The organism is Actinoplanes philippinensis (assembly GCF_900113015.1).
Taxonomy (GTDB): Bacteria; Actinomycetota; Actinomycetes; order Mycobacteriales; family Micromonosporaceae; genus Actinoplanes; species Actinoplanes philippinensis.
This window is the reverse complement of sequence record NZ_FONV01000004.1, coordinates 400,513-423,363: the sequence shown is the minus strand read 5'-3', so window position 1 is coordinate 423,363 and position 22,851 is coordinate 400,513. Positions and strand designations below refer to the sequence as shown.

The following is a 22,851-nucleotide window of genomic DNA, read 5'->3' as shown; positions in this document are numbered from 1 at the left end:
CGCAAGATCCGCCGCCACGGGTGGGTCGGACGGGGTCATGCGCGAATGCCGGGTCCTCGCGGTCAGGCCGGCCCGATCCATGCGGCCAGTTCGACCGGGTCGGCGTCACCGCCCGCCTCGCGCACCGCCCGGTGAACCGCCCTGACGAACTCCGGCCGGGTCTGCAGTGCCCGCGCAGCCGATGCCAGGAGTTCCCCGGCGCCTTCCGATCGGGTCTCTGCCGTGCCGACGGTCGCGTCGGCCTCGATCGTCGCGTCCGCCCCGATCAGCCGTGCGTCAGCCGTCTGGCCGGTCTGGAGCGCCGTGTCTGTGGCGGCCGGGCGGGACGGCGTGTCTGTGGCGGCGGGCCGGGGAGGCGTGTCTGTGGCGGCCGGGCGGGGCGGCGCCAGGATCAGGGCCAGGCCGGCCCAGGCGCCCGGGCGGTCCGAACCGGCCGTCAGCTCCGCCAGGTAGCCGCGCCGGGCGGCGGCGTGGTCGCCGGCCACGGCGGCGAGGTCGGCCGGCTCGGCGCCGGTCACGAAGGCGCCGACCGTCGCCGGATCGGCCAGGAGCCCCTCGAAGCCGGCCGCGTCGGTCAGCCGCCACAGTTCCAGGACCGCGCGCGCGTCCAGCCCCCGGGCGGCCGGGTCGGCGACCAGGGACGGAGCGGCGGGCAGGTCGGGCCGGGCGGCGCCGGCGATCCAGGATCCGGCGTACGCCGTGACGACCTCCGCGGGTGGCCGGAGGTGATGCAGCCGCCACCGGGCCCGATGGTCGGCGACGGCGTCGTGAGCGGCGGCCAGCGGCTGCTCCGGGACGTTGTCGCTCTGCCAGCGGCCGGCCGTCGCGGTGAGCCCGGCCACGAGCCGCTCGCCGACCGGGGTCAGCTCCGGCAGCCGCGCCACGAGGGGAAGGACGGTGCCCACCTGGGAACGCCACCGCGCGAACTCGAAGTGGGCCAGCACCCCCGCGCTGCCGGTGGCCCGGTGGCGGACGGTTCGCCAGAACTCGGTGATGCCGGCGAACGCGTACACCCCTTGGAGCAGGCCGCCGAGCGGACGTGGGTCGTCGCGCCACGGCGCGTACAGCCGCTGGGCGGGCTCGCCGCTGTGCAGGGGCGCCAGGTGCAGCAGGGCGCCGAGCTTGATGTGCTGGAACTCGTGGACCATCGTCACCGCGAGTTCGGTGGCGTCCCGTGGCTCCGACATGATCATGCTGCCGAAGGCGTCACCGGCCGACGCGCTCATCGTCCGGAACCGTTCGGCCGGGGGTTGCGGCACCACCGAGAACAGGCCGCGGGTCATCGGCGCGGCGAGGTCCGGGCAGTTCTCGACGAGCAGCTCCCACGCGTGGGCGAGCAGGTCGCGCCAGTGCTCCAGCTCCGGTCCGCTCAGCGTCCGCGGTGGGGTCGGGGAGCGCAGATCACGGTACGGGTCGAGGCAGTCCAGCCGGATCGCGAGGGTCTGCCCGCCGGCTTGCACGTGCACGCTGGGCATCGCCTGCCACCCGTCGCCGCCGACCCGTACCCCACCGGACGGTGTGTCGACGAAACCGTCCCCACCGGACCCCCGCACCTCGGTGTGACCCCACTGCTCCGCTCCCGGCACCGGGACGGCCCCGAGCGTGGGCAGCACCACGAACCCGTCCCGCACCGGCACGGTGATGCGGAAGTCGAGCCCGGCCCGCAGAGCCGCCGCGGCGGCCAGCCCGTGCAGGTAGCCGAGGTCCACCCACAGGGGCGCCGCCGAGCTGGTGGTGCCGCGCAGCCGCCGCAGCGTGTACCCCGCCCAGACGCCCGCCTGCGGGTGCAGCAGCAGGTCGCCGACCTCGGCGGGGGCGTGTCGTTCCGCCTCGATGAGCAGCTCCCAGGCGGCCCGGACGGGCGGGAGCGGGCCGGTGTCGTGGCCGGGCCCGACGATGTCGAGCAGCGCGCGCAACTGGTGGAGGCGCCAGCTCCGCTCGACGGCGAGCAGTTGATCGACAGTGCTCGCGTCTCCGCCGCCGGAGGAGAGCGCGCTGACGTGCCACTGGTCGAGCCGATGTTGGCGGGGCGGCCGGTTCACGGCGCCGTCATTGCCCATCCAGTAACTCCGACCCAATCATGTCAGTCAATGCGCTGAGGATTGTAGCCGCTGGTGATGCTTTCGGGATCATCGATACGTTGCCACAGGCGCCGCATGGTCGGGGCGAGGACCCGCTCGTCATAGGTGGGCAGATCCGCGAGAGTCACCTCCGTGAGGTCTACCAGGTCCGACTCGATGTCGTCGATCGATCGGCTCACTGCCGGCGTCTCCTCACGTCGTCACGAATCCTGCACTCATCATGTCGCACCCGGTGACGATCCCGGAAGCGCAATGTGGCGCGACCGGCTCCACTTCGGGCGCTCCTGGGATTTGCCCGTCCACGGTAGGTTGTCAACCATGTCCGAGCGCCTCGGAGTCGTGTTCGTGCACGGATTTCTGTCCTCGGCGGCCACCTGGTCGGCGTTCCTGCGGTTGATCGAGGACGATCCGGACCTCGCCTCGGTCGAGACGCACACCTTCACCTATCCGAGCCCGCCGGTCTCGCTGAACCCGCTGCGACGGATTCCCGACATCGACGACCTCGCCGACAGCCTGCGCACCCATCTGACCCACGACCTGGCCGGCCACACCGGGCTCGTGCTGGTCGCGCACAGCCAGGGCGGTCTCGTGGTGCAGCGCATGCTGGCCCGTACGCTCGCTGCCGGCGCCGGGCCCGAACTGGCCCGGATCCGCCGGATCGTCCTCTTCGCCTGCCCCAACTCCGGGTCCGATCTGGCCCTGCTGCTGCGCCGCGGCCTGTGGCGGCACCCCCAGGAGCGCGAACTGCGGCCGCTCAGCCAGGCCATCACCGAGGCGCACCGGACCGTGGTCAACCAGGTCGTCCACGCCACAGCAGTCACCGCCACCACGTGTCCGATCCCGATCATCGCGTACGCCGGGGAGAGCGACGGGGTCGTGACACCCGTCTCGGCCCGCAGCGTCTTCCCCGAGACGGGAGTGCTGCCCGGCGACCACTTCTCGATCATCAAGCCGGACTCGCCGCGCCACCGTTCCTACCTGGCCCTGAAACGACACCTGAAGGAGCCGTGGTCCATGCCCGACGACCGGCCGCCCTCACTTCCGCCGCCGCTCGTGGCACGGCCCCCCGCCGACCTCCACCGCGAACTGGTGGACCGGCTGCTCGACGTGCCCCGGATGACCGAGCAGGCGTTCCGCGACCAGGTCTACGAGCAGCTGCCCCCGGTGATCGTGCACCAGCTCCGCCGTGACAGTGCCGCCCGGCTGGAGCTGTTCGCCCTGGTCCGCAGCTTCGAGCACTACCGGCACCTGGCGCCGTGGGACGCCCTCGCCGCGGCCCTGGAGTCTCTCGTCCCCGGCCATCCGGCGGTCACCGCGGTCCTCGACACACTGGCGGCCGCCGGCCTGTCCGGACCGTCGGCCCGCAGGTGAGGCACGCTGGCGGCCGCCGGCCTGTCCGGACCGTCGGCCCGCAGGTGAGGCACGCCGCCGGCCGCCGGCCTGTCCGGACCGTCGGCCCGCACCTGAGGCACGCCGCCTCCGCGGTCCGGCCCGTCCGTCGGCGCGGTTGAGGGGCGATGATCCGGGTGGACCCCTGGCCCGGTCGAGCCCCCCTGCTCGACCGGGCCCCCTCGATCTGACCGGGCCCCCCTCGGTCTGACCGATCTCCCTGGATCCGGCCGGCCCTTGCCGGGCCGGCCGCGCTGTGCTGTCTGAGCTGATCTGCTTGTCTCAGCCGATCGGAGCGGTCCCGCTGCCCGCCGGCGCGAGGGAGCGCCGCTTGTTGAACGCCGCGGTCACCGCCGTGGCGGCGGTGGCGGTCACCGCGGCCTCGACCAGTTTCACGACGTCGTCGTGGGACAGGTCACCGAGCTCGTCGGCGAACTCGGAGACCAGGTCGAGGACGCGGTCGGAGACGTCAGCGGTGACTCCGATCAGCCCGATCAGAATCCTGTCCATCAGGTCAGCATCGATCACATCTGCTCCTTGGAACGGGTCAACGGAAGAGACGCGCCGGCGTACCGGCGCATCGTGAGCGGCAGTGACGGTGACGGCCGGTCGTGGTCAGCCGCCGAACCAGCCGCTGACCCGGTAACCGGTCACGAAACAGAGGCGACGGGCGGGTGGCCCGGCCGCTATACAGAACTCACGGATGAACTCTCGGCGATCCGCGTGAGGACAACACCGCGAGCACCGGCAGACTGCCCTCGGTGACTCCACTCCGGACCATCGATGTGATGATCCGGTTCGCCTTCTCATCCGGTGTCATGTACAGAAGGAGGGGCCAGTGTCCACCCTGATACATCCGGGGGCCGGTGATCTCGTGGCCGATCCGATCCCGCCGGGTGATCCCGCGCCGCCGGCCGGCCCGACTCCGCCGGGTGACCGGGTGGCGGGCGGGGATCCGGCGCTGCTGGAGGTCGCCGAGGAGGCGATGCGGCTCGTCCACATCGATCCGCGGGTGGCCAAGGGTCAGGCGCTGCGGCTGCGGGCGGCGGCCCGGCGCGCGGGCGACGCGGGGGCCGAGTCGGCGGCGGAGCGGGTGCTCGGGCTCGCCGCCCGGGAGAGCAATCGGATGCGTTCGGCGGCGCTGCACCTGCGGCGGGCGGTGGCGGTGGCCGACCAGGCGGGGCTTCCGGTGGCGGCGGCCCGGGCCCGGATGACGCTGGCGCTGGTGCGAGCCGATCAGGGCGACATCCCCGGGGCGGTGCGGCTGGGCGAGACCGCCGCGGCGTACCTCGAAGGGATCGAAGCCGCCCGGCTGCGGCACCAGCTCGCCGTCGTCGCCCAGCGCCGGGGGTTGCTGGAGGAGGCTTTGCGGGAGTACGGCGGGGCGCTCGCCGTGTTCCGTCGTGAGGGCGACCTGCTGTGGCAGGCGAAGGTGCTGAACAACCGCGGTGTCCTGCAGGCGTACCGGGGGCGGCCCGGTCCCGCGGAGACCGACCTGGTGCGGGCCGAGGAGCTGTACGCGAAGCTCGGCCAGGATCTCGCCGTCGCCGACGCCCGCTGGAACCGTGGCTTCGCCGCCGGCCGGGCCGGCCAGGTCGTCGCCGCGCTCACCCATCTGGCCGCGGCCGAGGACCACTACGTCCGTAACAACCTGTCCGCCGCGCTGATCATGATGGACCGCTGTGACGTGCTGCTCTCGGCGGGACTGCACGAGGAGGCCCGGGAGGTGGCCGCCGCGGCCGTGCGCGAGCTGGCCCGCCGCCGGATGGCCGCCGACCTGGCCGAGGCCCGGCTGCTGCTGGCCGCCGCCGCGCTGGCCTGCGGGGAGACCGGGGAGGCCCGCAAGGCGGCGCGACTGGCCGGGCGGGCCTTCGACCAGCAGGGGCGGCCGGGGTGGGCGGCGGTCGCGCGGTACATGCTGATCCGTACCGACTGGGCTTCCGGACGGCACGGTCCGGACCTGCTGCGGGCGGCCGTCGCCGGCGCCGAGGAGCTGCGGGCCGGTGGCTGGGCCGTGGCCGCCGCGGACGCCGCGCTGATCGCCGCCCGGTGCGCGCTGGCCGCCGGCCGCACCGCCGAGGCCACCGAGCTGCTGCGGCACACCGGCCGGGCCCGCGGGGCGGGGAGTCCGGCCGCCCAGCGGGTCAGCGCGTGGCACGCCGAGGCGCTGCTGCGGATCGCGGGCGGGGACCGCCGGGGCGCGGCCGCGGCGCTCCGGGCCGGACTGCGTGCCCTGGACGAGCACCGGCTCACCCTCGGGGCCACCGAGCTGCGGGTGCACGCCGCCGAGCACGGGCTGGAGCTGGTGCGTACCGCCCTGGAGGCCGCCGTCGCGGACGGGTCGGCGCGGGCGCTGCTCATCTGGGCCGAACGCGGCCGTGCGGCAGCCCAGCAGGCCCGGCCCGCGTTCCCACCGGCCGACGACGGGTTCGCCGCGGAGATCGCCGAGCTGCGGGCGGTCGCCGCCGAACGTGAACAGGCCCTGGCCGAGGGCAACGACGCCCGCCGCCACAGTCAGCGGCAGGCCCAGCTGGAACGCTCCATCCGGGAACGCGCCCGCCGAGCCCGGCCCGGCGTCACGGACGGCCACCCGGGGATCGGCGTCACGGGCGGCCATCGGGCGACCGGCGTCACCGATGGCCACCAGGGGACCGGCGTCACGGATGGGCATCGGGCAACCGGCGTCACGGATGGGCATCGGGCAACCGGCGTCTCGGACGGCCATCGGGTGACCGGTGCCGCCGACGCGCCCGCGGCGTCCAGGATCCGGGAGACCGCGGCAGCCCACCCCGGTGATCAGCCGCCGGCGCCGGACCATCGCCAGGACGGGATCGGCGTGGGGCGGGGTGTGGGGGAGGGCCGCGGGGCGGCCGGGGCAGTCGGCCGCCCCGCGAACCCGGTTCTCGGGCGCCGGGCCGGGACGGTGCGGGCACGGGCGGCCGGCTGGGATGTCGCGTCGCTGGCCTCGTGCCTCGGCGACCGGGCGCTCGTCGAGCTGATCACCGTGGGGGAGATGCTGTATGCGGTGGTGCTGGCCGGTGGCCGCCTGACCCGGCACGAACTCGGGCCGGTCACGGCGGTCGACGCGGAGGTGCGGGGGCTGCGGTTCGCGTTGCACCGGATGTCGCTGCGGCCCGGCGGGGCGGGCGCGGGCGGGGACCGGCTCGACACGATGCTGCTGGGCCCGCTACGGGACCGGATCGGGGACGCCGACCTGGTCATCGTGCCGTCGGGGCGGTTGCACGGCGTACCGTGGCGGCTTCTTCCTCTCTGCCGGGATCGGACGGTGTCGGTGGCGCCGAGCGCCGCCGCCTGGCTGCGGGCCGTCACCGCCGAGGTCTCCGGTAACGGCACGGTGCTGGTGGCGGGCCCGGGGCTGCCGGGCGCGGCGGACGAGATCGGCGCCCTTTCCGGACGGTACGGCGCGGCGTCCGCGCTGCTCGGCGCCGAAGCGCGGGTGTCGGCGGTGTTGCGAGCCATGGACGGCGCCGGGCGTACGCACATCGCCGCGCACGGCACCTTCCGGGCGGACAACCCGCAGTTCTCCACGTTGCGGCTGGACGACGGCCCGTTGACCGTCTACGACCTGGAGGGCCTGCGCCGGCCCCCGGGCCTGGTCGTGCTGTCGGCCTGTGACTCGGGCATGTCCACCGTGCACCGCGGCGACGAGATCATGGGATTCGCCGCCGCGCTGCTGGCGATGGGCACCCGTTCGGTGATCGCCACCGTCGCCCCCGTGCGCGACGGTGCCGCCCGCGACGTGATGCTGCGCCTGCACGAGCATCTACGGGCCGGGAGATCGCCGGCCACCGCCCTGGCCGAGGCCCAGCGGGAGTCCGGCGACGACCCGGCCGCCGCCGCGTACGTCTGCTACGGAGCCGGCTGACCGGCCCGCCGACGCCGGCCCCCGACCAGCGGTGCCGGCTGACCCGGCCGCTGACGCGGGCTCCCGACCAGCGGTGCCGGCTGACCCGGCCGCCGCCGGCTCGCCGCCCGAGGGAGCGGCGCGACGAGCCGGCGGGGCCGGATGACCGATCGGCGGAGCATGCCGATCGGTCACGGCAGGACGAATCCCGGCGGCGCCGCCACATACCGGCCGTAGCCGGGGAACGTCTGGGTCAGCCCGCCGAGCAGCCGGTCGGCCGCCTCCGCGCACGTCTCCTTGAGTGTGGTGTTCGCCGCGATCTGCGCAGCCACGAACGGTGTCGCGAACGACGTGCCGCTCCAGGCGACCGCCCCGGTGAAGTCGATCGGGTTGGTCCCGTAGGTCCAGGTGCCGAAGACGTACGGCGCGTGCACCCGCACGCCCGGAGCGCAGGCGGTGATCCAGTCGCCGGTGTTGCTGAACGTCGCCGGGACCTCGCCGGCGCCGGTGGTGTCGATCGCCGCCACCGAGATCACGCCGGGCCGGCTGGCCGGGTAGAAGTTCGGCGTCGCCGCGTCCACGTTGCCGGCCGCCGCGACCACGACGGTCCCGGCCGGCAGGTCGTCGAGCACCGCCTTGAGCGCCAGCGGCTCGTCGTCGCCGACGTAGGTGCCGCCCAGCGACATGCTGATGATCTCGGCGCCGGCGTCGCGGGCCCGCAGGATCCCGGCCGCCAGGGTCCACTCGTCGGCGATCCCGTGCACGTTGAGCACCTGGATGGAGGTCAGGTGCGCGCGCCGGGCGTACCGCGCGATGATCCCCGCCGCCGCCGTGCCGTGACCGCCCATGAGACCGATCCGCCGCACCGCCGGGTTTTCGTAGACGGCGTCCGGCTCGTGCCGGCCGTGCCGCTGGTGCTGGTAGAACACCGGCAGCGTCAGCGCGGCCGGGTCCATCCCGGTGTCGATGACGGCGACCCGCACCACGCGGCCGTCCGTGACGGTCGCGTCGACCTCCGGGTTCGGCGCGGGGATCGGGTCGGTGGCCGTCCCGCCGTGCAGTTTCGGCTGCCCGGCGATCGGGATGGCGTTGGCGGCGAACACGTGGTTGAGCCCGACGCGCGGGCTGTTGCCGAGCGCGCGGAGCTGGCCGACCACTCCGGGCACCGCGGCCGGATCGTCGCCCATCTCGGGCAGCACGTACCGATGAACATACTCGTCGATCCCGTCCGGGGCCTCGGTCCGCTGTGCGCCCAGGCCCCGCATGGCGCCGCGAACCATTCCGGCATCGTCGGCGGCCACCAGGATCTCATTGGCCATGTAGTAGGTGTTGCCAGTACGCCGTACGCGCGGGTCAAGCGCCCACGGGTTCGGGAAACCGGTCTCTCCGGGCATCGTCGTCTCGCTTTCTCGCGGTCAGCCGAGCGCCACCCAGCCGGTGACGATCGGCGCGGATCCGGTGCCCCGCAGCCGCAGCCGGATCGACCGCACGATGGGCAGGTCACTGTAGAACCTGCCCGCCGTGTCGATCGGCCGGCGGACGGCGCCCCCGTCGTGGAGCAGCTCCGCCTCGGTGTGGCCGGCCGGCTCGACGAAGCCGTCCACCTCGAACCCGGTCGCGGTCCGGGAGAGGCCCAGGTGCACGCGGATGCCGTCCGGCCCGGCCGGGCCGAACACCAGCATCCGCACGTCGTCCGGCCCTCGGGTGAGGACCTCGGCGTCGGTCAGCGAATCCCATTCCAGATCGGCGAAGTCCTCACCGTCGGAGCGGAACGCGAACGCGGCGACCGCATACCGCGCCACCTCGGGTGGCATCGGGTCGATACGTGCGATCAGTGCGCTCAGTGCCGCGTCCACATTCATGGCGTCGGCCTCCTCCTCGGACGGGGGCAGGTCTTCGTCACCAGTCATGACCCTGCTCCGCCGGCTCAGATACATCCGCGAGTTTCCGGAGCTTCTCCAGGCAGCGCCGGCGGGTGGGGCCGAGGTAGCCGATCGGCACGCCCAGGGCGGCGGCGGCGTCCGCGTACGACGGCGGCGGCTGGCCCATCAGGATCCGCAACAACCGCTGGCAGTTGTCGCCGAGCTGGTTGAGCGCCTGCCACAGCCGGCCGGCCAGCGCGTCCCGCCGGCCCTCCTCGTCGGCGGCGACCGCCAGTTCCTCGGGCGACTGGTCCTCCCGGGCCGGGCCGATCCACGCGAGGTCACCGGTCGGGACGGTGCGGTTGCGGGCGGCGAGGACCCGCAGCGACTCGCGGCGTGCGGTCGTGGACAGCCAGGCGCCGGCGTGGCCCGGGTCGGTCAGCTTGTCCAGGGAACGGGCGAACCGCTCCCACGTGGTCTGGCTGACGTCCTCGGCGTCGGCCCGGCCCAGACGGTAGGCACGGGCCACCGACCAGACCAGACCCGCGTACGCCTGCACCAGCTCTTCCCAGGCCGACGCGTCGCCGGCTGCCGCCTGCCGTACCAGCGCCGCCGTCTGCTCAGGCTCCATCGAGCCCTCCTTCGGTCGTTCCGCGTGACCCGTCCTGCCATGAAACGATTTCATGGATTACCGTCCGGCCGGTCGATCAGTATGCCGTGGACGCCGGACGTCAGTCGCTCCAGTAGCCCTCCACGCCGGGCATCGCGGCATGGCGGCAGGTCACCCGCGGTCGCGGCTCGGCTGCTGTGTCGAACATGGCCGGATCCTACGATCAGACGATCCGATCAAATGAGGTACGCGCCGCGCGCCGGGGCCGACACTGAAGCCATGGGCCTGGACCTGGGAAGTGTCGAGTTCTACGCCGGACCACCCGTGCTCGGCGGACCGGACGACCTCGACGGTGTGATCCGCGAGTTCATCGACGGCGCCGCCGAGACGCTGCTGATCGCCGTGCAGGAGCTGGACTCCCGGCCGATCGCCGAGGCGGTGCTGGCCGCCAAGCGCCGTAAGATCCGCGTCCAGGTCATCCTGGAGGGCGACTACCTGCGGGAGGACCCGCCGCGCGCCGATCCGTGGGCGGTGAGCGGGAACAACGAGGAGAACCGGGTGATCCACGCCGCGCTGCTGCGGGCCGGGGTGGACCTGATCACCGATCTGAACCCGAAGATCTTCCACCAGAAGTTCATCGTCCGGGATCCGGGGCTCGACACCGCGGCGGTGCTGACCGGGTCGACGAACTTCACCCGTACCGACACCGGTCTCAATCCCCCGGACAATCCGCAACAGCGCGGCAACAACCTCAACCACCTGGTCGTGTTGCGCGGGCAGACGGCGGCGAGCCTTTACGTGGCAGAGTTCCAGCGGATGCGGTCCGGCACGTTCGGCGCCCTGCAGGAGCGGGTGACCCCGCGGCCCGCGGAGTTCCGGCTCGGGCGGATCCGGGTGAAACCGATCTTCGCGCCCTACCACGGGCCGGAGATGGAGATCATGAAGCAGATGCTGAAGTCGGCCGAGCGGGTCGATTTCGCGATGTTCACGTTCGCCCGGTCGTCCGGCATCGACGACACGATGGAGTGGCTGCTCAGGGCGGGCATCCCGATCCGCGGGATCCTCGACCGGGGCCAGGGCTCGCAGGAGTGGGCGGCCACCAAGCGCCTGAAGGCGGCCGGCGCCGAACTCTACGAGAACACACCCGGCAACGGGGTCCGCAAGGTGCACCACAAACTCATGGTCATCGACCGGCGGCTGGTGGTCGCGGGCAGCTTCAACTTCACCGCGCCCGCCAACACGCTCAACGACGAGAACATCGTGGTGCTCGGCGACCTCGAGGAGACCGATCCGGCCGCCGAGACCGCCCAGCGCAGGCTCGCGGCGTACGCCCTGGCCGAAATCGATCGGATCGTGACGGGCCTCTGCCGCCCGATCGCGGCATAGTGTGCGTGTGCGAGAGAAACCGGTTCTGCTGCTGGACCTGGACGGGGTACTGAGCCCGTTCGCGGCGCCCACCTGCCCCGAGGGCTACCTGGAGCGGGTGTTCTTCGAGGGCGAGCCGCCGCACCGCTACTGCCCGGCACACGGCGCGTGGATCCGGGAGCTGGCCGCGGCCGGTGAGCTGTGGTGGGCGACCGGCTGGGGCGAGCACGCCAACGAGCGCTTCCTGCCGATGCTGGGCGTGGATCCGCTGCCGGTGGTCCGGTTCCCGCCGGTCCCGTTCGAGCCGGAGCTGAAGGTGCCCGCGGTCGACCTGGTGACCGGCGGCCGGCCGGCGGCGTGGATCGACGACAACCACACCACCCGCGGCCTGCGATGGGCGGCGGCCCGTCCGGCGCCGACGCTGCTGGTGTCGATCGACCCGGCGGTCGGGTGGACCAGGTCCGACATCGATCACGTTCTCGACTGGGCGGCCCGTCTCTGAGCCGTCGATGTCGTACCCGGCGTGTAGGTTCCCGGACTGTGAAGACCACGTACACATCGGCGGGCGTCGCGCTCGCGTTCGTTCTGGCCGTCAGCGGTTGTTCCGCCGACCCGGCGCCGCAGGCACCGCAGGCACCGCAGGCACCGCCGGCGCTGGCGGCGAGCAGTGCTCCGGCCGCACCCCCCGCGGCCGCCGCGGGGGCGACCGTCGGGGCCGAGGGCTCGGCCTGTGAACTGCCGGTCTCGTTCCAGGCGGCGGCCGGCTGGAAGGCCAAGAAGGTCGAGGCCAAGGGCGAGCTCGCCGCGCTGGCCAAGGTCGGCGACTTCACCGTGGTCTGCGAGATCGACGCCAAGCCGGCCGGCAACATCGGGTTCCTCCGGGTGCACGTGGCCGACGGGCTCAGCGGCGCGCCGGCCGAGCATCTGCAGGAGTTCATGAAGGCGGCGATCGGCAAGCGGGAGGCGTCCAACACCGACATCACCGACGTGCAGATCGGTGGGGCGCAGGCCGCCGAGGGGTCCTGGGAGACCCTCGACAAGGAGTACGACATCCGCAGCAAGTACACGGCGTTCGCCCTGAACACGAAGAAGGGCATCGTTGTGGTGCAGCTGGCTCCGCTGGACACCGGCGAGTTCACGTCGATGCAGCCGGCCTACGAGCTGGCCAGGACGACCGTGAAGATCGACGACTAGAGGGCCCGGGCCCGGGGCGGCGCCCCGGGCCCGGCGCTCACCGCAGGACGGTGTCGACGGCCTCGGCCCGCCACTCACGCAGCAGCTCGTGGAAGGCGACCGGCCCCGGCCCGTAGGAGAACATCACCGGGCGGGGTTTGCCCTCGCCGTTGTAGTAGCCGGGGGTGCACTCGGATTGGAACTTGAAGGTCTTCGGCGCGGTCTGGAAGATGATCTGCGCCCACGTCTCCTCGTCCTCGGCGGTCGGCTCGATCCAGCGGGCGCCCCGCTTCTCCGCCTCGGCGATCACGGCCGCGATGTGGATGGCCTGCTCCTGCAGCACGTGCACGAAGTTGACGGCGGCGGCGTTCTGCAGCGAGCCCAGGTGGAACAGGTTGGGGAAGCCGTGGCTGTAGAAGCCGTGCAGCGTCCGCGGCCCGTTGCGCCAGTGCCCGAGCAGCGGCATCCCGCCCCGGCCGGTGACCGGCAGCGTCCCGGAGAGCACACCGGAGACGCCGACCTCGAAACCGGTGGCGAAGATGACGCAGTCCACCTCGTACTCGGTGTCGCCGACGACCACACCGGTCTCGGTCATCCGGGTGATGCCACCGTGGTCGGCGGTGTCCACCAGCGTCACGTTGGGCCGGTTGAAGGTCTGCAGGTAGTGATCGCTGAAGGTGGGCCGCTTGCACATGTAGCGGTACCAGGGCTTGAGCGTCTCCGCGACGGCCGGATCGGTGACGATCGCGTCGACGCGCTCGCGGATCTCGTCCATCTTGCGGAAATCCGCCATCTCGTCGAGGTGTTCGCGCTCCTCCTCGGAGATGTTCGAGTCGACGCTGCCGGTGAGCATCTGCCGCTGCAGCTTCGCCGTCGACGTCCACCGGTCGTCGATCAGGTCCTCATCGGCCCACTCGCCGGTGACGTTGAGCAGGAAATTCTGCATCCGCTCCTGCTGCCAGCCGGGCCGCACGGCGTCCAGGACCGACTGGTCCGTGGGCCGGTTGTCGCGGACGTCCACGGTCGACGGGGTGCGCTGGAAGACGTAGAGCTTCCCGGCGGCCTCGGCCAGGTGCGGGATCACCTGGATGCCGGTGGCGCCGGTGCCGACCACGGCGACCCGCTTGCCGGCCAGCCCGGTCAGGCCGCCGGACTGGTCACCGCCGGTGTAGGCGTAGTCCCATCGGCTGGTGTGGAAGGTGTGGCCCTTGAAGTCCTCGATGCCGGGGATGCCGGGGAGCTTCGGCTGGGTCAGGGTGCCGGAGGAGATCACCACGTAACGGGCCCGGAAGTCGTCGCCGCGGTCGGTGGTGACCTGCCACTCCGCGTTCTCCTCGTCCCAGGTCAGGCCGGTGACGCGGGTGTGGAAGAGGGTGTCGGCGTACAGGTCGAAGCGCTTCGCGAGGTTGATGCAGTGCTGCCGGATCTCCTCGCCCGGCGCGTACCTCCACTTCGGGACGTAACCGACCTCCTCCAGCAGCGGCATGTAGACGGTCGCCTCGATGTCGCAGTGGACTCCGGGATACCGGTTCCAATACCACGTGCCGCCGAAATCGCCGCCCTCGTCGATCGTCCGGATCTGCTGGACGCCGGCCTGCCGCAGTTTGGCGCCGGTGAGGAGCCCGCCGAATCCGCCACCGATCACCACCGCCTCGATCCGGTCGTTCTTCGGGTCCCGCTCGGCCCGCTCGGTGTAGGGGTCCTGCGCGAAATTGCCGAACTCGCCGGCGGCCCGCCGGTACTGCGCGACACCGTCCGGCCGGATGCGCCGTTCCCGCTCCACCCGGTAACGCTCGCGTAACGCTGCGAGATCCTCGGGCTTGAGGCGGTGGGGGATGGGGGTTGAGGGGGACATGCGGGCCCTTTCGCGGGGTTGATCCGGTGGTGCGACCAAACTCAGAGGGCACAATTTAAAGCACTTGTCTTACCAAAAGCGTGCTCCACCGCGGGGATGTCCGAAAAATTGACGTGAACGCCGGAGAAAGGCAATTCAAAAGCCTCATATCGTACGATCGCCCGCGTGCCGCCCCGCGCAAGAGGCGTCGTCAGGTCACCGGCGCGGTGAACAGCCCCACGATCGCGTCGATCAACATGGCCGCGGTCACCTCCCACGCCGGCGCGGCCTCCCGTTCCCGCTGCGCACAGAAGTGCACCAGCAGGGTGTGCGCCATGTGGGTTCGCTCCTGGCGTACCACCTCGGAAAGGTCCGGCAGGCACCGCTGGAGCCCGTCGATGACTGCGTTCAGCCCCGCCGCGTGCCGGAACTCCTCGGTCGCCACCTCCAGCAGTGCCGGCTCGGTCATCAACTGTGCGGAGAACCGGGCATACCAACTCGGATGGCCCAGATCGGCGAGATGATCGGTGATCGGCCGGACCACGCACGTCACCCAGTCACGCAGATCGCCACTGCCCGCGTGCACGGCCAGCATGCGTCGGCGGATCCGCTCGGTCGGGACGGCGTGCCGGCGGATGATCGCGCGTACCAGATCCGTCTTTGTCCCGAAATGGTAGGCGACCGCCGCGTTGTTGCCCTGCCCCGCCGCCTCGCCGACCTGCCGGTTCGAGACCGCGTGCACGCCGTGCTCGGCGAACAGCCGCTCGGCCGTCGCCAGGATCAGCGCCCGCGTCTGCTCCGCCTGCTCGGTCCGCGCGCGCCGCCCGCCCGTGCTCATCGTCGAACCCGCCCGTGCTCATCGTTGAACTCAGTGCCGTGGGGAAAGCGCCAGGATAGGGCCTGCCTCGGCCCGCCCGGGACACCGGAGTCACCCGTTCGCTCCGCCGAGCCGCTATATGCTGCCAGAGCTGTGCAAAACGGACCCTTCCGCCTGTTGGGGACCGGGCCGCGAGCCGCGGCCCGGCAGGCTGCCGTCCTCTTCGCGGTCGCCGGCCTGCTCGCCGTCATCGGCACCCTCAACGACCCGGCGCGCACCGGCCGGCTGCTCACCGTCGCCGGCTGCGACCTCGCCCTCGCCACGATCGGATCACTCCTGCCGTGGCGGCGCCTCCACCGGCACGCCCCCGCCCTGCTCGGGCTCGCCGGATTCGTCGTCCTCGGCTTCTCCACCTGGTCGTTCGGCGGGGTGGCGGCCGGCACCGGCCCGTTCCTGGTGCTGCTCTACGCGTGGGCGGCCCTGCACTTCCCGCGCTGGATCCTCACCGCCTACGCGCTTCCGGCCACCCTCGCCTACCTGCTCCCGCTGGTCGTCACCGGGCAGCCGCCCCTCGTGCTCGGCAGCGCCGCCGTCCTCATGCCGATCGCGCTGGCCGTCGCGTTCCTGATCGAGGCCCAGGCCCGGCGGCTGCGTGACGAACGCGACCGGCTGTCCCGGATCGAGCAGTGGCGTGCCGCCATGATCAACACGTTGGCGCACGACGTGCGGACGCCGCTCAGCACCGTACACATGGCGCTCGAAGAACTCGCGGAAACCGCGACCGGACCGGACGCCTCAATGATCGGCGCCGCCCTGCGGCAGACGACGCGCATCGCGCGGCTCGCCGACGGCCTGCTCGACCTGCAGCGCATCGACAGCACCGGGCATCTCAAGCTCGACCGGGCACGGTATCCGGCGCACCTGCTCGTCAAGGATGTCCTGACGTATGTCCGGGACGACGCCGATGTGCGCTTCGAGGTCGACGAGGACCTCACCGTGTACGTCGACAAGCAACGCTTCGAGCAGATCCTGATGAACCTGGTCACCAACGCGCTGCGCTACGGCGGGCCGCCGGTGATCGTCGGCTTCACCCGCGACGCCGGCGGGGACCGTCTGTCGGTGCGCGATCACGGGCCCGGCATTCCGGACGATCTGCGACCCCGGTTGTTCGGGCAGTTCGCGGTCGGCGGCGATCAAGGGGTGGGGCTGGGATTGTGGATCGTCCGCCAACTGGCCGCGGCCCACGGGGGTCAGGCGGTGGCCGAGGCGCGCGACCCGGGCGTGGCGATGGTCGTGACCTTCCCGCTCCCACCCTGACATCCCGCCGCCGTCGGTCTGGCCGCCGGCCTGTTGTCGGCCGACCGCTCCTTCGCGATCTTGTGGAGGTGCTGCGCAACGTCACTGCGGCACTCCACAAGATCGGGAGAGGGGGCGGTCGCCCGGGTGCTTCGGCGGGTGGTCAGCAGTAGCCGGACGGGCACTCTCCGCTGGCCAGCAGCTCGTACTGGCGACACTTCGGGCAGCGTGCCGGCTCGGGGCGAGGGGCCGGCTTGGCTGCGGCCCGGGTCTTCGGCGTGCTCGTGCCGGCCGCCTTCGGCGCCGCGGCGGCCCGGACGCGCTTGACCGGCGCCGGTTTGCCCGCGGCCCGCAGTTCCACCGCCTCGGCGGCCGCGTCCAGCAGGGCGTCGTAGTTGTCGTCGATGTAGTCGGCCTGGACCGACACCCAGCAGTCCGGGTCGTCCGGGTCGATCACGAACGAGCCCGGCATGCTCAGCGCCACGTCGTTGGCCCGTTCCCGGTCGACGGCGAAGTCCACCCCGCCCGGGTGAATGCGTACCGCGACGCCGGTTTTGCCCTGTGGGCGCACCTGCAGCGCCTTGCCCAGTGGCTTCACGTCGATGGTCGCCCGGCTGCGCAGCTCCAGCAGCAGGCGCGCCACCGAGGGAGCCGCCCCGACCCCGGCGGAATCCGTCCCGTACTCGTCCATCCGACCTCCGCTCCGATGCGACCACTGATCCTCTTGCCGTATCGACACGTCCGTGCCGCACGTGAGAGCCGTTGCTCACCCTACGACGGGAATCCCCAGGCACCTCTCACCGGGAGGCAACCTTGCGGCAACCATCCGCGGATAGTCTCGCGGTTCGACACGGACGTCGATCTCTGGGGCTGAGCCGATGACATCGCCGCCGAAACTAGCGCCCGCCGACGAGTTCTACCTGGCCGCACACGACGGAATAGGCGGCCGGTCACTGCTGCCCGACCGCCTCCTCGGCGTCGGCCTCGGCGCGGCGCTCCTCGGCGAGCTGATGTTCTGGCGGCGGGTGCGCCCCGACGGCGACACGCTGTACGTGGCCGACGCCACTCCCACAGGCGACCCGGCCACCTCCGCGATCCTCCAGCGGCTGACGCGCGGCCCCGGCCCGCACGGGCTCGGCCAGTGGATCGCCCACCTCGCCAACGGCACCGCCACCCAACTCGTCGAACGCCGCCTCATCGCGGCCGGCACACTGCGCCTGGAGACCAAGCGGCGGCTCCTCGGCTCCGGCACCACGTCGCTGGTCCTCGCCGACCCGAAAAGCCCCGGCGAGCCGGCCGCCCGGATCCGCACCCACCTGTCGTACAACGAGAACCTCGACATCGCCGACCTGATGCTCGCCGGCCTGATCCTCGCCACCGGCCTCGACGCGTTCGTCCTCGACACGTGCAACCCCCGCGACCGGGCGCGGCTCTCCGACCAGTTCCGCCGAAACCTGCCTGCGCCGCTCGCCCACCTGGTAGCGCACACCCGGGCCGCAGCCGCCGAGCCGGTGCCGGCGTCCGCCCGCTGAGCGGTCCCGTCGTCGGACCGGAGACCGAGCCGCTATGCAATGGCTCGCGACGGCATTCGCTACCGGCCGCCGGGACGGCGCCGTTCGGAGTCGGGCTGGCGGCCTGCGGCGGTGCTCGCTACCGGTCGCCGGGGCGGCAGCATTCGGAGTCGGGCTGGCGGCCTGCGGCGGCGCTCGCTACCGGCCGCCGGGACGGCGCCCGTTCGGAGTCGGGCCGGCGGCCTGCGGCGGCGCTCGCTACCGGCCGCCGGGACGGCGCACGTTCGGAGTCGGGCCGGCGGCCCCGCGACGGCACTCGCTACCCGCCGCCGGACGCACCCTTCGGAAGCGGGCCGGCTGTTCAGGGAAGGCCTGCGACAGCACCCACGACCAGCCGCCGCGCGGGGCTGTGCCGATGGCCGGTCCGTTGCCGATGGGACTTCGGTTTCGGTGGCATGCCACTGCGGGCTCTGATCGCTCGTCGTCCGCCGGCTGATCCGGTGCCGCCCCAGCCTGTTCGGGGACGCCCGCCTCCGGTCGGTGCGGTGCGGGCCCGGGGATAGGGTCCGTTCATGATCACTGCGCGGTCGCTTTTTCTGTTCGTGCTGGCCGCGGTGGCGGAGATCGGGGGAGCCTGGCTGATCTGGCAGGGCTGGCGGGAGAATCGGGGCCTGTGGTGGATCGCCGCCGGCGTGATCGCGCTCGGTGCATACGGCTTCGTTGCGACTTTTCAGCCCGATCCGAATTTCGGCCGGATCCTGGCCGCCTATGGCGGGGTTTTCGTCGCCGGATCGCTGTTGTGGGGCGTCCTCGTCGACGGTTTCCGGCCGGACCGCTGGGACCTGATCGGGGCCGGGCTGTGCCTGCTCGGTTTCGCCGTCATCATGTATGCGCCACGCGCCGTCGAAGGCTGACGACACGATCGGGTGATGTCAGTCCCACCACATGCGCCAGACGGGGTTGTTCAGCAGGGCCGCGGCCAGGCCGGTCAGGGTCTCGGCCCGGTAGAAGTCGTACTCGCCGTCGTTGTACCGGCGGTATTTCCAGGCCAGGGCCACCGCCTCCGGGCGAGTCGTGGGTGGGCGGGCGACCAGGTAGTCGAGGTTCGCGCCGCTCCAGAACACCGGCTCGGCGCCGTACTCGTCGAGGAAATGCCGCATGATCGCGGCGTGCTCCCCGGGGTCGGGGTAGCCGTTCCACCCTCCGTAGTGCAGGGTCACCGGCACCAGCCACGGCTCGGCGGCCGGGACCAGGGCGACCGTGATCGGCAATGGCCGGCCGTTCCCGTCGTAGGGCAGCCAGAGACCTGGCCGCTCCGGGTCGCCGGGCCACTCGCCGTCGTCGGCCGGTTCGGTGGGGATCTCGGCGGCGGATGACTGGTCGTGGCGGGCCGGCGACGGTCGGTCGGCTGGTTCGGTGGGGATCTCGGCGGCGGACGCCCGGTCGTGGCAGGTCGGCGACGGTCGGTCGGCTGGTTCGGTGGGGATCTCGGCGGCGGATGACTGGTCGTGGCGGGCCGGCGACGGTCGGTCGGCTGGTTCGGTGGGGATCTCGGCGGCGGACACCTGGTCGTGGCAGGTTGGCGACGGTCCGTCGGATCCGGCCAGTATCGCGGCGCCGTCCAGTGCGTACGCCTGCGTCAACGACTCCTCGACGGTGGCGTGGGTGTACGGATCCTCCAGGTATCCGGGAGCGTCGTCGTCTATCAGCAGCGGCCACAACCCGGTCTCCGGATAGGCCGCGCGCAGCCGGTGCCACCAGTCCAGGGCCGTGTCGCTGCCGACGGTGAAACCGGTGACCTCCGCGCCCGACGGGGTGACCGCGAGCCGTTCGGTGGCGGGCATGGCGAAGAGTGTCATGTGAGGGTTTTCAGCTGCTGGAGGATCGAGGGGTCGGTGATGCGGTCGTCCTCGGACAGCAGGAGGACCTTGCTGAGGATCACGCTGGTCATCCGGTCGTCGTCGGCGAACGGCAGGAACAGGCGCTGGTGGGCGGTCGCCCCGAAACCGGCCGGAACCACACACAGGTAGCCGGCCGGCTCGACGTGGATGCTGCCGCTGGTGAGGTGCACCCGGTAGGTGGCGCGGCTGCCGCGGACCACGGCGGCTGTCCCGTCGATGCTGACCCGTGTCAGGCCCAGGTCGGTGATCAGGGCGGCCAGCACGCGGGCCCGGCTCTCCGCCTGCGCCGGCGACCCCCAGGGCTCGCCGCCGGTGCCCGCGACCGAGACGGCGAGGTCGAGATCGCGCATGGTCTCGGAGAACACGATCGGTGGTACGTCGGCCAGCGGGATCGGCCGGCCGTCCCGGAGGAACCGCAGGCCGCCGATCAGCACGTCGCTCACGCCCCAGTAGCCGTGCAGGCCGGCACTCAGCGCCGCGGTCAGCCCGTCACCGGCGGGACGGGTGGCCTGCTGATCGCCGTACTCGTGGCCCGTGCTCCAGCCGCGGCCCGCCAGCAGCTGGGCGGCGACCCGGCCGGTCACGGTCTGCCCGGCGAAGCGCTGCGAGACGTCGACCGCTGCACGTTCGGCGGGAGTCACCACGTACAGCTCCCGGAACGCCTGTTTGACCGGCTGCCGCAGCCGGCGCCGCACGACCTCCTCCTGCCAGTGGGCCAGTGTGCCCGCGGTGAGCAGGTCGAACGGGTGCACGGCGGTGACCGGGCCGGCCGTGTCGAGGTCGTCGAGCAGGCCGACGGCGCCGGTGTGGTCGCGCCAGATCAGGGCGGGCAGCATGGCCGCGCCGGCCGGTAGTGACCGTAGCCGGGCCAGCTCGTCGGCGGTGAGCGTCGCCGCGGTGGCGACCAGTCGCTCGACGAGGCCGGTCCGCATCCGCCGGGCCTGCTCGCGAAGCCGCTCCTGGTGCTCGCGCAGCTCCTTGTAGGACGGGTGCGCCCGGACCTCGGCGGGCACCGATCTCAGCGGCCTGCCGGCCCGGCTCACCGCCAGCAGCGGCTCGGCGCCGTCGAACCGCAGCTCGATCCGGTAGTCGCCGGCGTCGGCCGCGGCCGGTGTCTCGGCGGCGAGGCGTGCCTCACAGTCCCACTCGAGACGGCTCGCGTCGCCGGCGCCGGTCACCTGGGCGAGGTGGTCGAGGGCGATGTCGACGGCCGCCGCGTGGGAGAGGCGACGGTTGGGGCCGAGGGCGGGGCCTCTCCTCGCGACCTCCCGCACCGCCAGGTAGCGATCGAGAACGGTCTCGTCGGGCGCGAGCGGCAGCATCCCGAACGCGGCGATGCCCTGCAACGCGTTGTTCTTCACCCGTTTGAGGACGGCGGCCCGGTTGTCGCCGAGGACCGCCGACACCAGCTCGCTGGGTTGCCGTTTCAGCAGCCGGCGGGCGATCTCGGGGCCGACCGACTCCACGACCGCGAGGATCTCGGCGCGGTCCTGCCGGAACGGCTCGTGACCGGTCGGCATCGCGCGGATCAGGCGCAGCAGGGGCGCGGCGCCCGCCAGGTCGAAGAGCGGCAGGAGGGCCGCGTCGTCGCCGGCCTCGACCCGCCACCGCCAGACCCGTTCCCGGTCGGCCGCGGGGCGGTCGCGCAGCATTTCCACCAGCTCGTGCTGCTCGGCGGAGGTCAGCTGGGCCGTGCCGAGATAGTCGGCGCCGTCCTGCCCACCGGCCCCGTCGAGAGCGGCCCGCACGAACCGCAGGCCCCGGGGGGCCGGACCCTCCGGGAAGTCGGCCAGCCGATCCACGCGACCGGCCGCCTCCGGGACAGCGGCCTCGGCGGTGGAGCCGGCCGGGACATCGGGCCGAGCGGAGTCGGCTGGGTCATCGGGCCGAGCGGAGTCGGCCGGATCATCGGGCCGAGCGGTGGAGCCGGCCGGGACATCGGGCCGAGCGGTGGAGCCCACCTGGCCGGTGGGGGTCGGGAGGGCGGGTTGCGGCGTGAGCCCGGTCGACGGGGAGAGGGACGCGCCGGGTGCGGGGCCGCCGGTGGAGGGCAGGGTCCGGCCGGGTGTGCGGCCGACGGCGGTGGGGGCCGCCGCCTCGGGCCGGGAGTGGTGGCGGTCGGGGGCGCTGACCAGGTGCCAGATCATCGTGTCGATGTGGGAGCGCACCGCGTCGGCGCACGGCAGGCCGGCGATGTCGCGCCACACGTAGGGATCGTCGGTGAAGGCGCGGGCGACCGCTGCGGCATCCAGAGCCTTCGCGGCGTGCAGGGCGTCGAGGATGCGGGCGACGGTCTGGCGCGGTGAGTTGCCGTGTGGGGTGTGGAGCACGATTTCGAGCAGGCGGACGTCGCCGGTGGCGAAGGCCCGCCGCGTCACCTCGTCGAGGAAGAGGTGAGAACCGGCCGCCTCGATCAGCAGGGCACGGCGGGACGCGCTCGCCCACGGGACGTCGAGCAGGCCGGCGACGTCGGCCGGGTCGCGCACCGGGAACGCGTCGTCGTAGATCGTGTCGAACGCCGCGACGATGTCGAGGGAACACGACCGCAGGTGGCCGCCGGAGGACTGGCCGCCGCGGCGCATCGACAACCGGATCTCGTCGGCGAGCGGCACCAGGGCGGCCGGGGTGGCGGCCCGCGCGCGCTCCAGCAGGCCCAGCAGGACCTCCCGGCCGCGGCGGACACCCTCGACACAGACCTCCGGGACGAAGTCGATCGGGTCGGCCATCAGCCACCCACCAGGGCGACCAGGCGCAGGAACACCACCGGCTCACCGAGGCGGACGGTGATCGGCTCATCGAGCCCGGTGACCTGCCGGCCGCCGTTGAACAGGACGAACGTGCCGCGGCGGAAGGCCCGGTGCGCCCGCGCGACCTCGGCCTCGACATCGGGTGGCGACGACGGCGCGCGCGGCATGCGGATCACGCCTGTCGCGGCCTGGGCCCGCAGATCGTCGTCGGACAGGAACTGACGGTCGAGAGCGCGCCGGCAGCGGGACGTGTCGGCGCCGGCCAGCCGGATCTGCTCCTCGACCGCGCGGTGGATCAGCTCCCGCGCGGTCGTCTGCTCGCCGGCCAGCCGCACCAGCACCGGGGGCAGGCCCTCGGACGTGCCGGTCACCCGGCTGCGCACCTCGACGTCGACCATGC

At 72.8% G+C, this 22,851-nt stretch carries 20 protein-coding genes; 8 read left to right on the top strand and 12 right to left on the bottom strand.

Features of this window, described 5'->3' with window-relative positions; genetic code table 11:
* Nucleotides 1-62 precede the first annotated feature (62 nt).
* Complete coding sequence (locus BM290_RS12255; RefSeq protein ID WP_093613202.1) at nt 63-2,060, bottom strand: aKG-HExxH-type peptide beta-hydroxylase; 1,998 nt, start codon at nt 2,058-2,060, stop codon at nt 63-65.
* Nucleotides 2,061-2,083: 23 nt separating this feature from the next.
* Entirely contained in the window at nt 2,084-2,260 is a 177-nt protein-coding gene (locus BM290_RS48250; RefSeq protein ID WP_177319677.1) for a hypothetical protein, read from the bottom strand.
* Nucleotides 2,261-2,399: 139 nt separating this feature from the next.
* Between BM290_RS48250 and BM290_RS12250 the strand changes: the two genes are divergently transcribed.
* Nucleotides 2,400-3,452 carry a DUF7379 domain-containing protein gene (locus BM290_RS12250; RefSeq protein WP_093613200.1) on the top strand — a complete coding sequence of 351 codons (1,053 nt, stop codon included), beginning with the start codon at nt 2,400-2,402 and terminating at the stop codon, nt 3,450-3,452.
* A 300-nt stretch (nt 3,453-3,752) separates the two neighbouring features.
* Here the strand turns inward: BM290_RS12250 and BM290_RS12245 are convergent, their stop codons facing one another.
* Entirely contained in the window at nt 3,753-3,998 is a 246-nt protein-coding gene (locus BM290_RS12245; RefSeq protein WP_143133713.1) for a hypothetical protein, read from the bottom strand.
* A 310-nt stretch (nt 3,999-4,308) separates the two neighbouring features.
* On the opposite strand from BM290_RS12245, the gene BM290_RS12240 reads away from it, so the two are divergent.
* The gene (locus BM290_RS12240; protein ID WP_093613196.1) at nt 4,309-7,356 is read left to right on the top strand and encodes a CHAT domain-containing protein; all 3,048 of its coding nucleotides are present in this window, start codon (nt 4,309-4,311) and stop codon (nt 7,354-7,356) included.
* Nucleotides 7,357-7,526: 170 nt separating this feature from the next.
* Here the strand turns inward: BM290_RS12240 and BM290_RS12235 are convergent, their stop codons facing one another.
* Genes BM290_RS12235 through BM290_RS12225 form a run of 3 tightly spaced genes read right to left on the bottom strand, consistent with a single transcriptional unit; the run spans nt 7,527 to nt 9,828 of the window.
* Nucleotides 7,527-8,729, bottom strand: a complete 1,203-nt coding sequence (locus BM290_RS12235; protein WP_093613194.1) for a S8 family peptidase — start codon at nt 8,727-8,729, stop codon at nt 7,527-7,529.
* Between the two features lie 21 nt (nt 8,730-8,750).
* Entirely contained in the window at nt 8,751-9,245 is a 495-nt protein-coding gene (locus tag BM290_RS12230; protein WP_093613192.1) for a hypothetical protein, read from the bottom strand.
* Complete coding sequence (locus BM290_RS12225) at nt 9,235-9,828, bottom strand: RNA polymerase sigma factor (RefSeq protein WP_177319676.1); 594 nt, start codon at nt 9,826-9,828, stop codon at nt 9,235-9,237. The genes BM290_RS12230 and BM290_RS12225 overlap by 11 nt, the downstream gene beginning before the upstream one ends.
* A gap of 258 nt (nt 9,829-10,086) precedes the next feature.
* On the opposite strand from BM290_RS12225, the gene BM290_RS12220 reads away from it, so the two are divergent.
* The 3 genes from BM290_RS12220 to BM290_RS12210 are packed head-to-tail and all read left to right on the top strand — an operon-like array spanning nt 10,087 to nt 12,366.
* The gene (locus BM290_RS12220; protein WP_177319675.1) at nt 10,087-11,193 is read left to right on the top strand and encodes a phospholipase D-like domain-containing protein; all 1,107 of its coding nucleotides are present in this window, start codon (nt 10,087-10,089) and stop codon (nt 11,191-11,193) included.
* A 7-nt stretch (nt 11,194-11,200) separates the two neighbouring features.
* Nucleotides 11,201-11,674: a hypothetical protein gene (locus tag BM290_RS12215; protein WP_093613716.1), complete on the top strand. Its 474-nt coding sequence runs from the start codon at nt 11,201-11,203 to the stop codon at nt 11,672-11,674.
* Nucleotides 11,675-11,712: 38 nt separating this feature from the next.
* Nucleotides 11,713-12,366, top strand: a complete 654-nt coding sequence (locus tag BM290_RS12210) for a lipoprotein (protein ID WP_093613186.1) — start codon at nt 11,713-11,715, stop codon at nt 12,364-12,366.
* 37 nt (nt 12,367-12,403) lie between these two features.
* Here the strand turns inward: BM290_RS12210 and BM290_RS12205 are convergent, their stop codons facing one another.
* On the bottom strand, nt 12,404-14,200 hold the full coding sequence (locus BM290_RS12205) for a flavin-containing monooxygenase (protein ID WP_093613184.1): 1,797 nt from the start codon (nt 14,198-14,200) through the stop codon (nt 12,404-12,406).
* Nucleotides 14,201-14,390: 190 nt separating this feature from the next.
* The gene (locus tag BM290_RS12200) at nt 14,391-15,017 is read right to left on the bottom strand and encodes a TetR/AcrR family transcriptional regulator (RefSeq protein WP_093613182.1); all 627 of its coding nucleotides are present in this window, start codon (nt 15,015-15,017) and stop codon (nt 14,391-14,393) included.
* A gap of 132 nt (nt 15,018-15,149) precedes the next feature.
* On the opposite strand from BM290_RS12200, the gene BM290_RS12195 reads away from it, so the two are divergent.
* On the top strand, nt 15,150-16,313 hold the full coding sequence (locus BM290_RS12195) for a sensor histidine kinase (protein ID WP_239143484.1): 1,164 nt from the start codon (nt 15,150-15,152) through the stop codon (nt 16,311-16,313).
* 142 nt (nt 16,314-16,455) lie between these two features.
* On the opposite strand, the gene BM290_RS12190 is transcribed toward BM290_RS12195, so the two are convergent.
* On the bottom strand, nt 16,456-16,983 hold the full coding sequence (locus tag BM290_RS12190; protein ID WP_093613178.1) for a hypothetical protein: 528 nt from the start codon (nt 16,981-16,983) through the stop codon (nt 16,456-16,458).
* A 187-nt stretch (nt 16,984-17,170) separates the two neighbouring features.
* On the opposite strand from BM290_RS12190, the gene BM290_RS12185 reads away from it, so the two are divergent.
* Nucleotides 17,171-17,824 carry a GOLPH3/VPS74 family protein gene (locus tag BM290_RS12185; protein ID WP_093613176.1) on the top strand — a complete coding sequence of 218 codons (654 nt, stop codon included), beginning with the start codon at nt 17,171-17,173 and terminating at the stop codon, nt 17,822-17,824.
* A gap of 551 nt (nt 17,825-18,375) precedes the next feature.
* Nucleotides 18,376-18,717 carry a YnfA family protein gene (locus BM290_RS12180; RefSeq protein WP_093613174.1) on the top strand — a complete coding sequence of 114 codons (342 nt, stop codon included), beginning with the start codon at nt 18,376-18,378 and terminating at the stop codon, nt 18,715-18,717.
* Nucleotides 18,718-18,735: 18 nt separating this feature from the next.
* Here BM290_RS12180 and BM290_RS12175 read toward each other — a convergent pair whose 3' ends face one another.
* From BM290_RS12175 to BM290_RS12165, 3 genes are read right to left on the bottom strand one after another with little or no spacing between them, the layout of a single operon-like run.
* Complete coding sequence (locus BM290_RS12175) at nt 18,736-19,662, bottom strand: DUF4253 domain-containing protein (RefSeq protein WP_093613172.1); 927 nt, start codon at nt 19,660-19,662, stop codon at nt 18,736-18,738.
* Nucleotides 19,659-22,430, bottom strand: a complete 2,772-nt coding sequence (locus BM290_RS12170) for a DUF4132 domain-containing protein (RefSeq protein ID WP_093613170.1) — start codon at nt 22,428-22,430, stop codon at nt 19,659-19,661. The genes BM290_RS12175 and BM290_RS12170 overlap by 4 nt, the downstream gene beginning before the upstream one ends.
* Entirely contained in the window at nt 22,430-22,849 is a 420-nt protein-coding gene (locus tag BM290_RS12165) for a hypothetical protein (RefSeq protein WP_093613168.1), read from the bottom strand. The genes BM290_RS12170 and BM290_RS12165 overlap by 1 nt, the downstream gene beginning before the upstream one ends.
* Nucleotides 22,850-22,851: the final 2 nt, after the last annotated feature.

Excerpts from the sequence above, each read along its gene's own strand:
- BM290_RS12255 (WP_093613202.1), bottom strand. The coding sequence starts at position 2,060 with ATGGGCAATGACGGCGCCGTGAACCGGCCGCCCCGCCAACATCGGCTC.
- BM290_RS12250 (WP_093613200.1), top strand. The coding sequence starts at position 2,400 with ATGTCCGAGCGCCTCGGAGTCGTGTTCGTGCACGGATTTCTGTCCTCG.
- BM290_RS12235 (WP_093613194.1), bottom strand. The coding sequence starts at position 8,729 with ATGCCCGGAGAGACCGGTTTCCCGAACCCGTGGGCGCTTGACCCGCGC.
- BM290_RS12230 (WP_093613192.1), bottom strand. The coding sequence starts at position 9,245 with ATGACTGGTGACGAAGACCTGCCCCCGTCCGAGGAGGAGGCCGACGCC.
- BM290_RS12225 (WP_177319676.1), bottom strand. The coding sequence starts at position 9,828 with ATGGAGCCTGAGCAGACGGCGGCGCTGGTACGGCAGGCGGCAGCCGGC.
- BM290_RS12220 (WP_177319675.1), top strand. The coding sequence starts at position 10,087 with ATGGGCCTGGACCTGGGAAGTGTCGAGTTCTACGCCGGACCACCCGTG.
- BM290_RS12205 (WP_093613184.1), bottom strand. The coding sequence starts at position 14,200 with ATGTCCCCCTCAACCCCCATCCCCCACCGCCTCAAGCCCGAGGATCTC.
- BM290_RS12200 (WP_093613182.1), bottom strand. The coding sequence starts at position 15,017 with ATGAGCACGGGCGGGCGGCGCGCGCGGACCGAGCAGGCGGAGCAGACG.
- BM290_RS12190 (WP_093613178.1), bottom strand. The coding sequence starts at position 16,983 with ATGGACGAGTACGGGACGGATTCCGCCGGGGTCGGGGCGGCTCCCTCG.
- BM290_RS12185 (WP_093613176.1), top strand. The coding sequence starts at position 17,171 with ATGACATCGCCGCCGAAACTAGCGCCCGCCGACGAGTTCTACCTGGCC.
- BM290_RS12180 (WP_093613174.1), top strand. The coding sequence starts at position 18,376 with ATGATCACTGCGCGGTCGCTTTTTCTGTTCGTGCTGGCCGCGGTGGCG.
- BM290_RS12175 (WP_093613172.1), bottom strand. The coding sequence starts at position 19,662 with ATGACACTCTTCGCCATGCCCGCCACCGAACGGCTCGCGGTCACCCCG.
- BM290_RS12170 (WP_093613170.1), bottom strand. The coding sequence starts at position 22,430 with ATGGCCGACCCGATCGACTTCGTCCCGGAGGTCTGTGTCGAGGGTGTC.
- BM290_RS12165 (WP_093613168.1), bottom strand. The coding sequence starts at position 22,849 with ATGGTCGACGTCGAGGTGCGCAGCCGGGTGACCGGCACGTCCGAGGGC.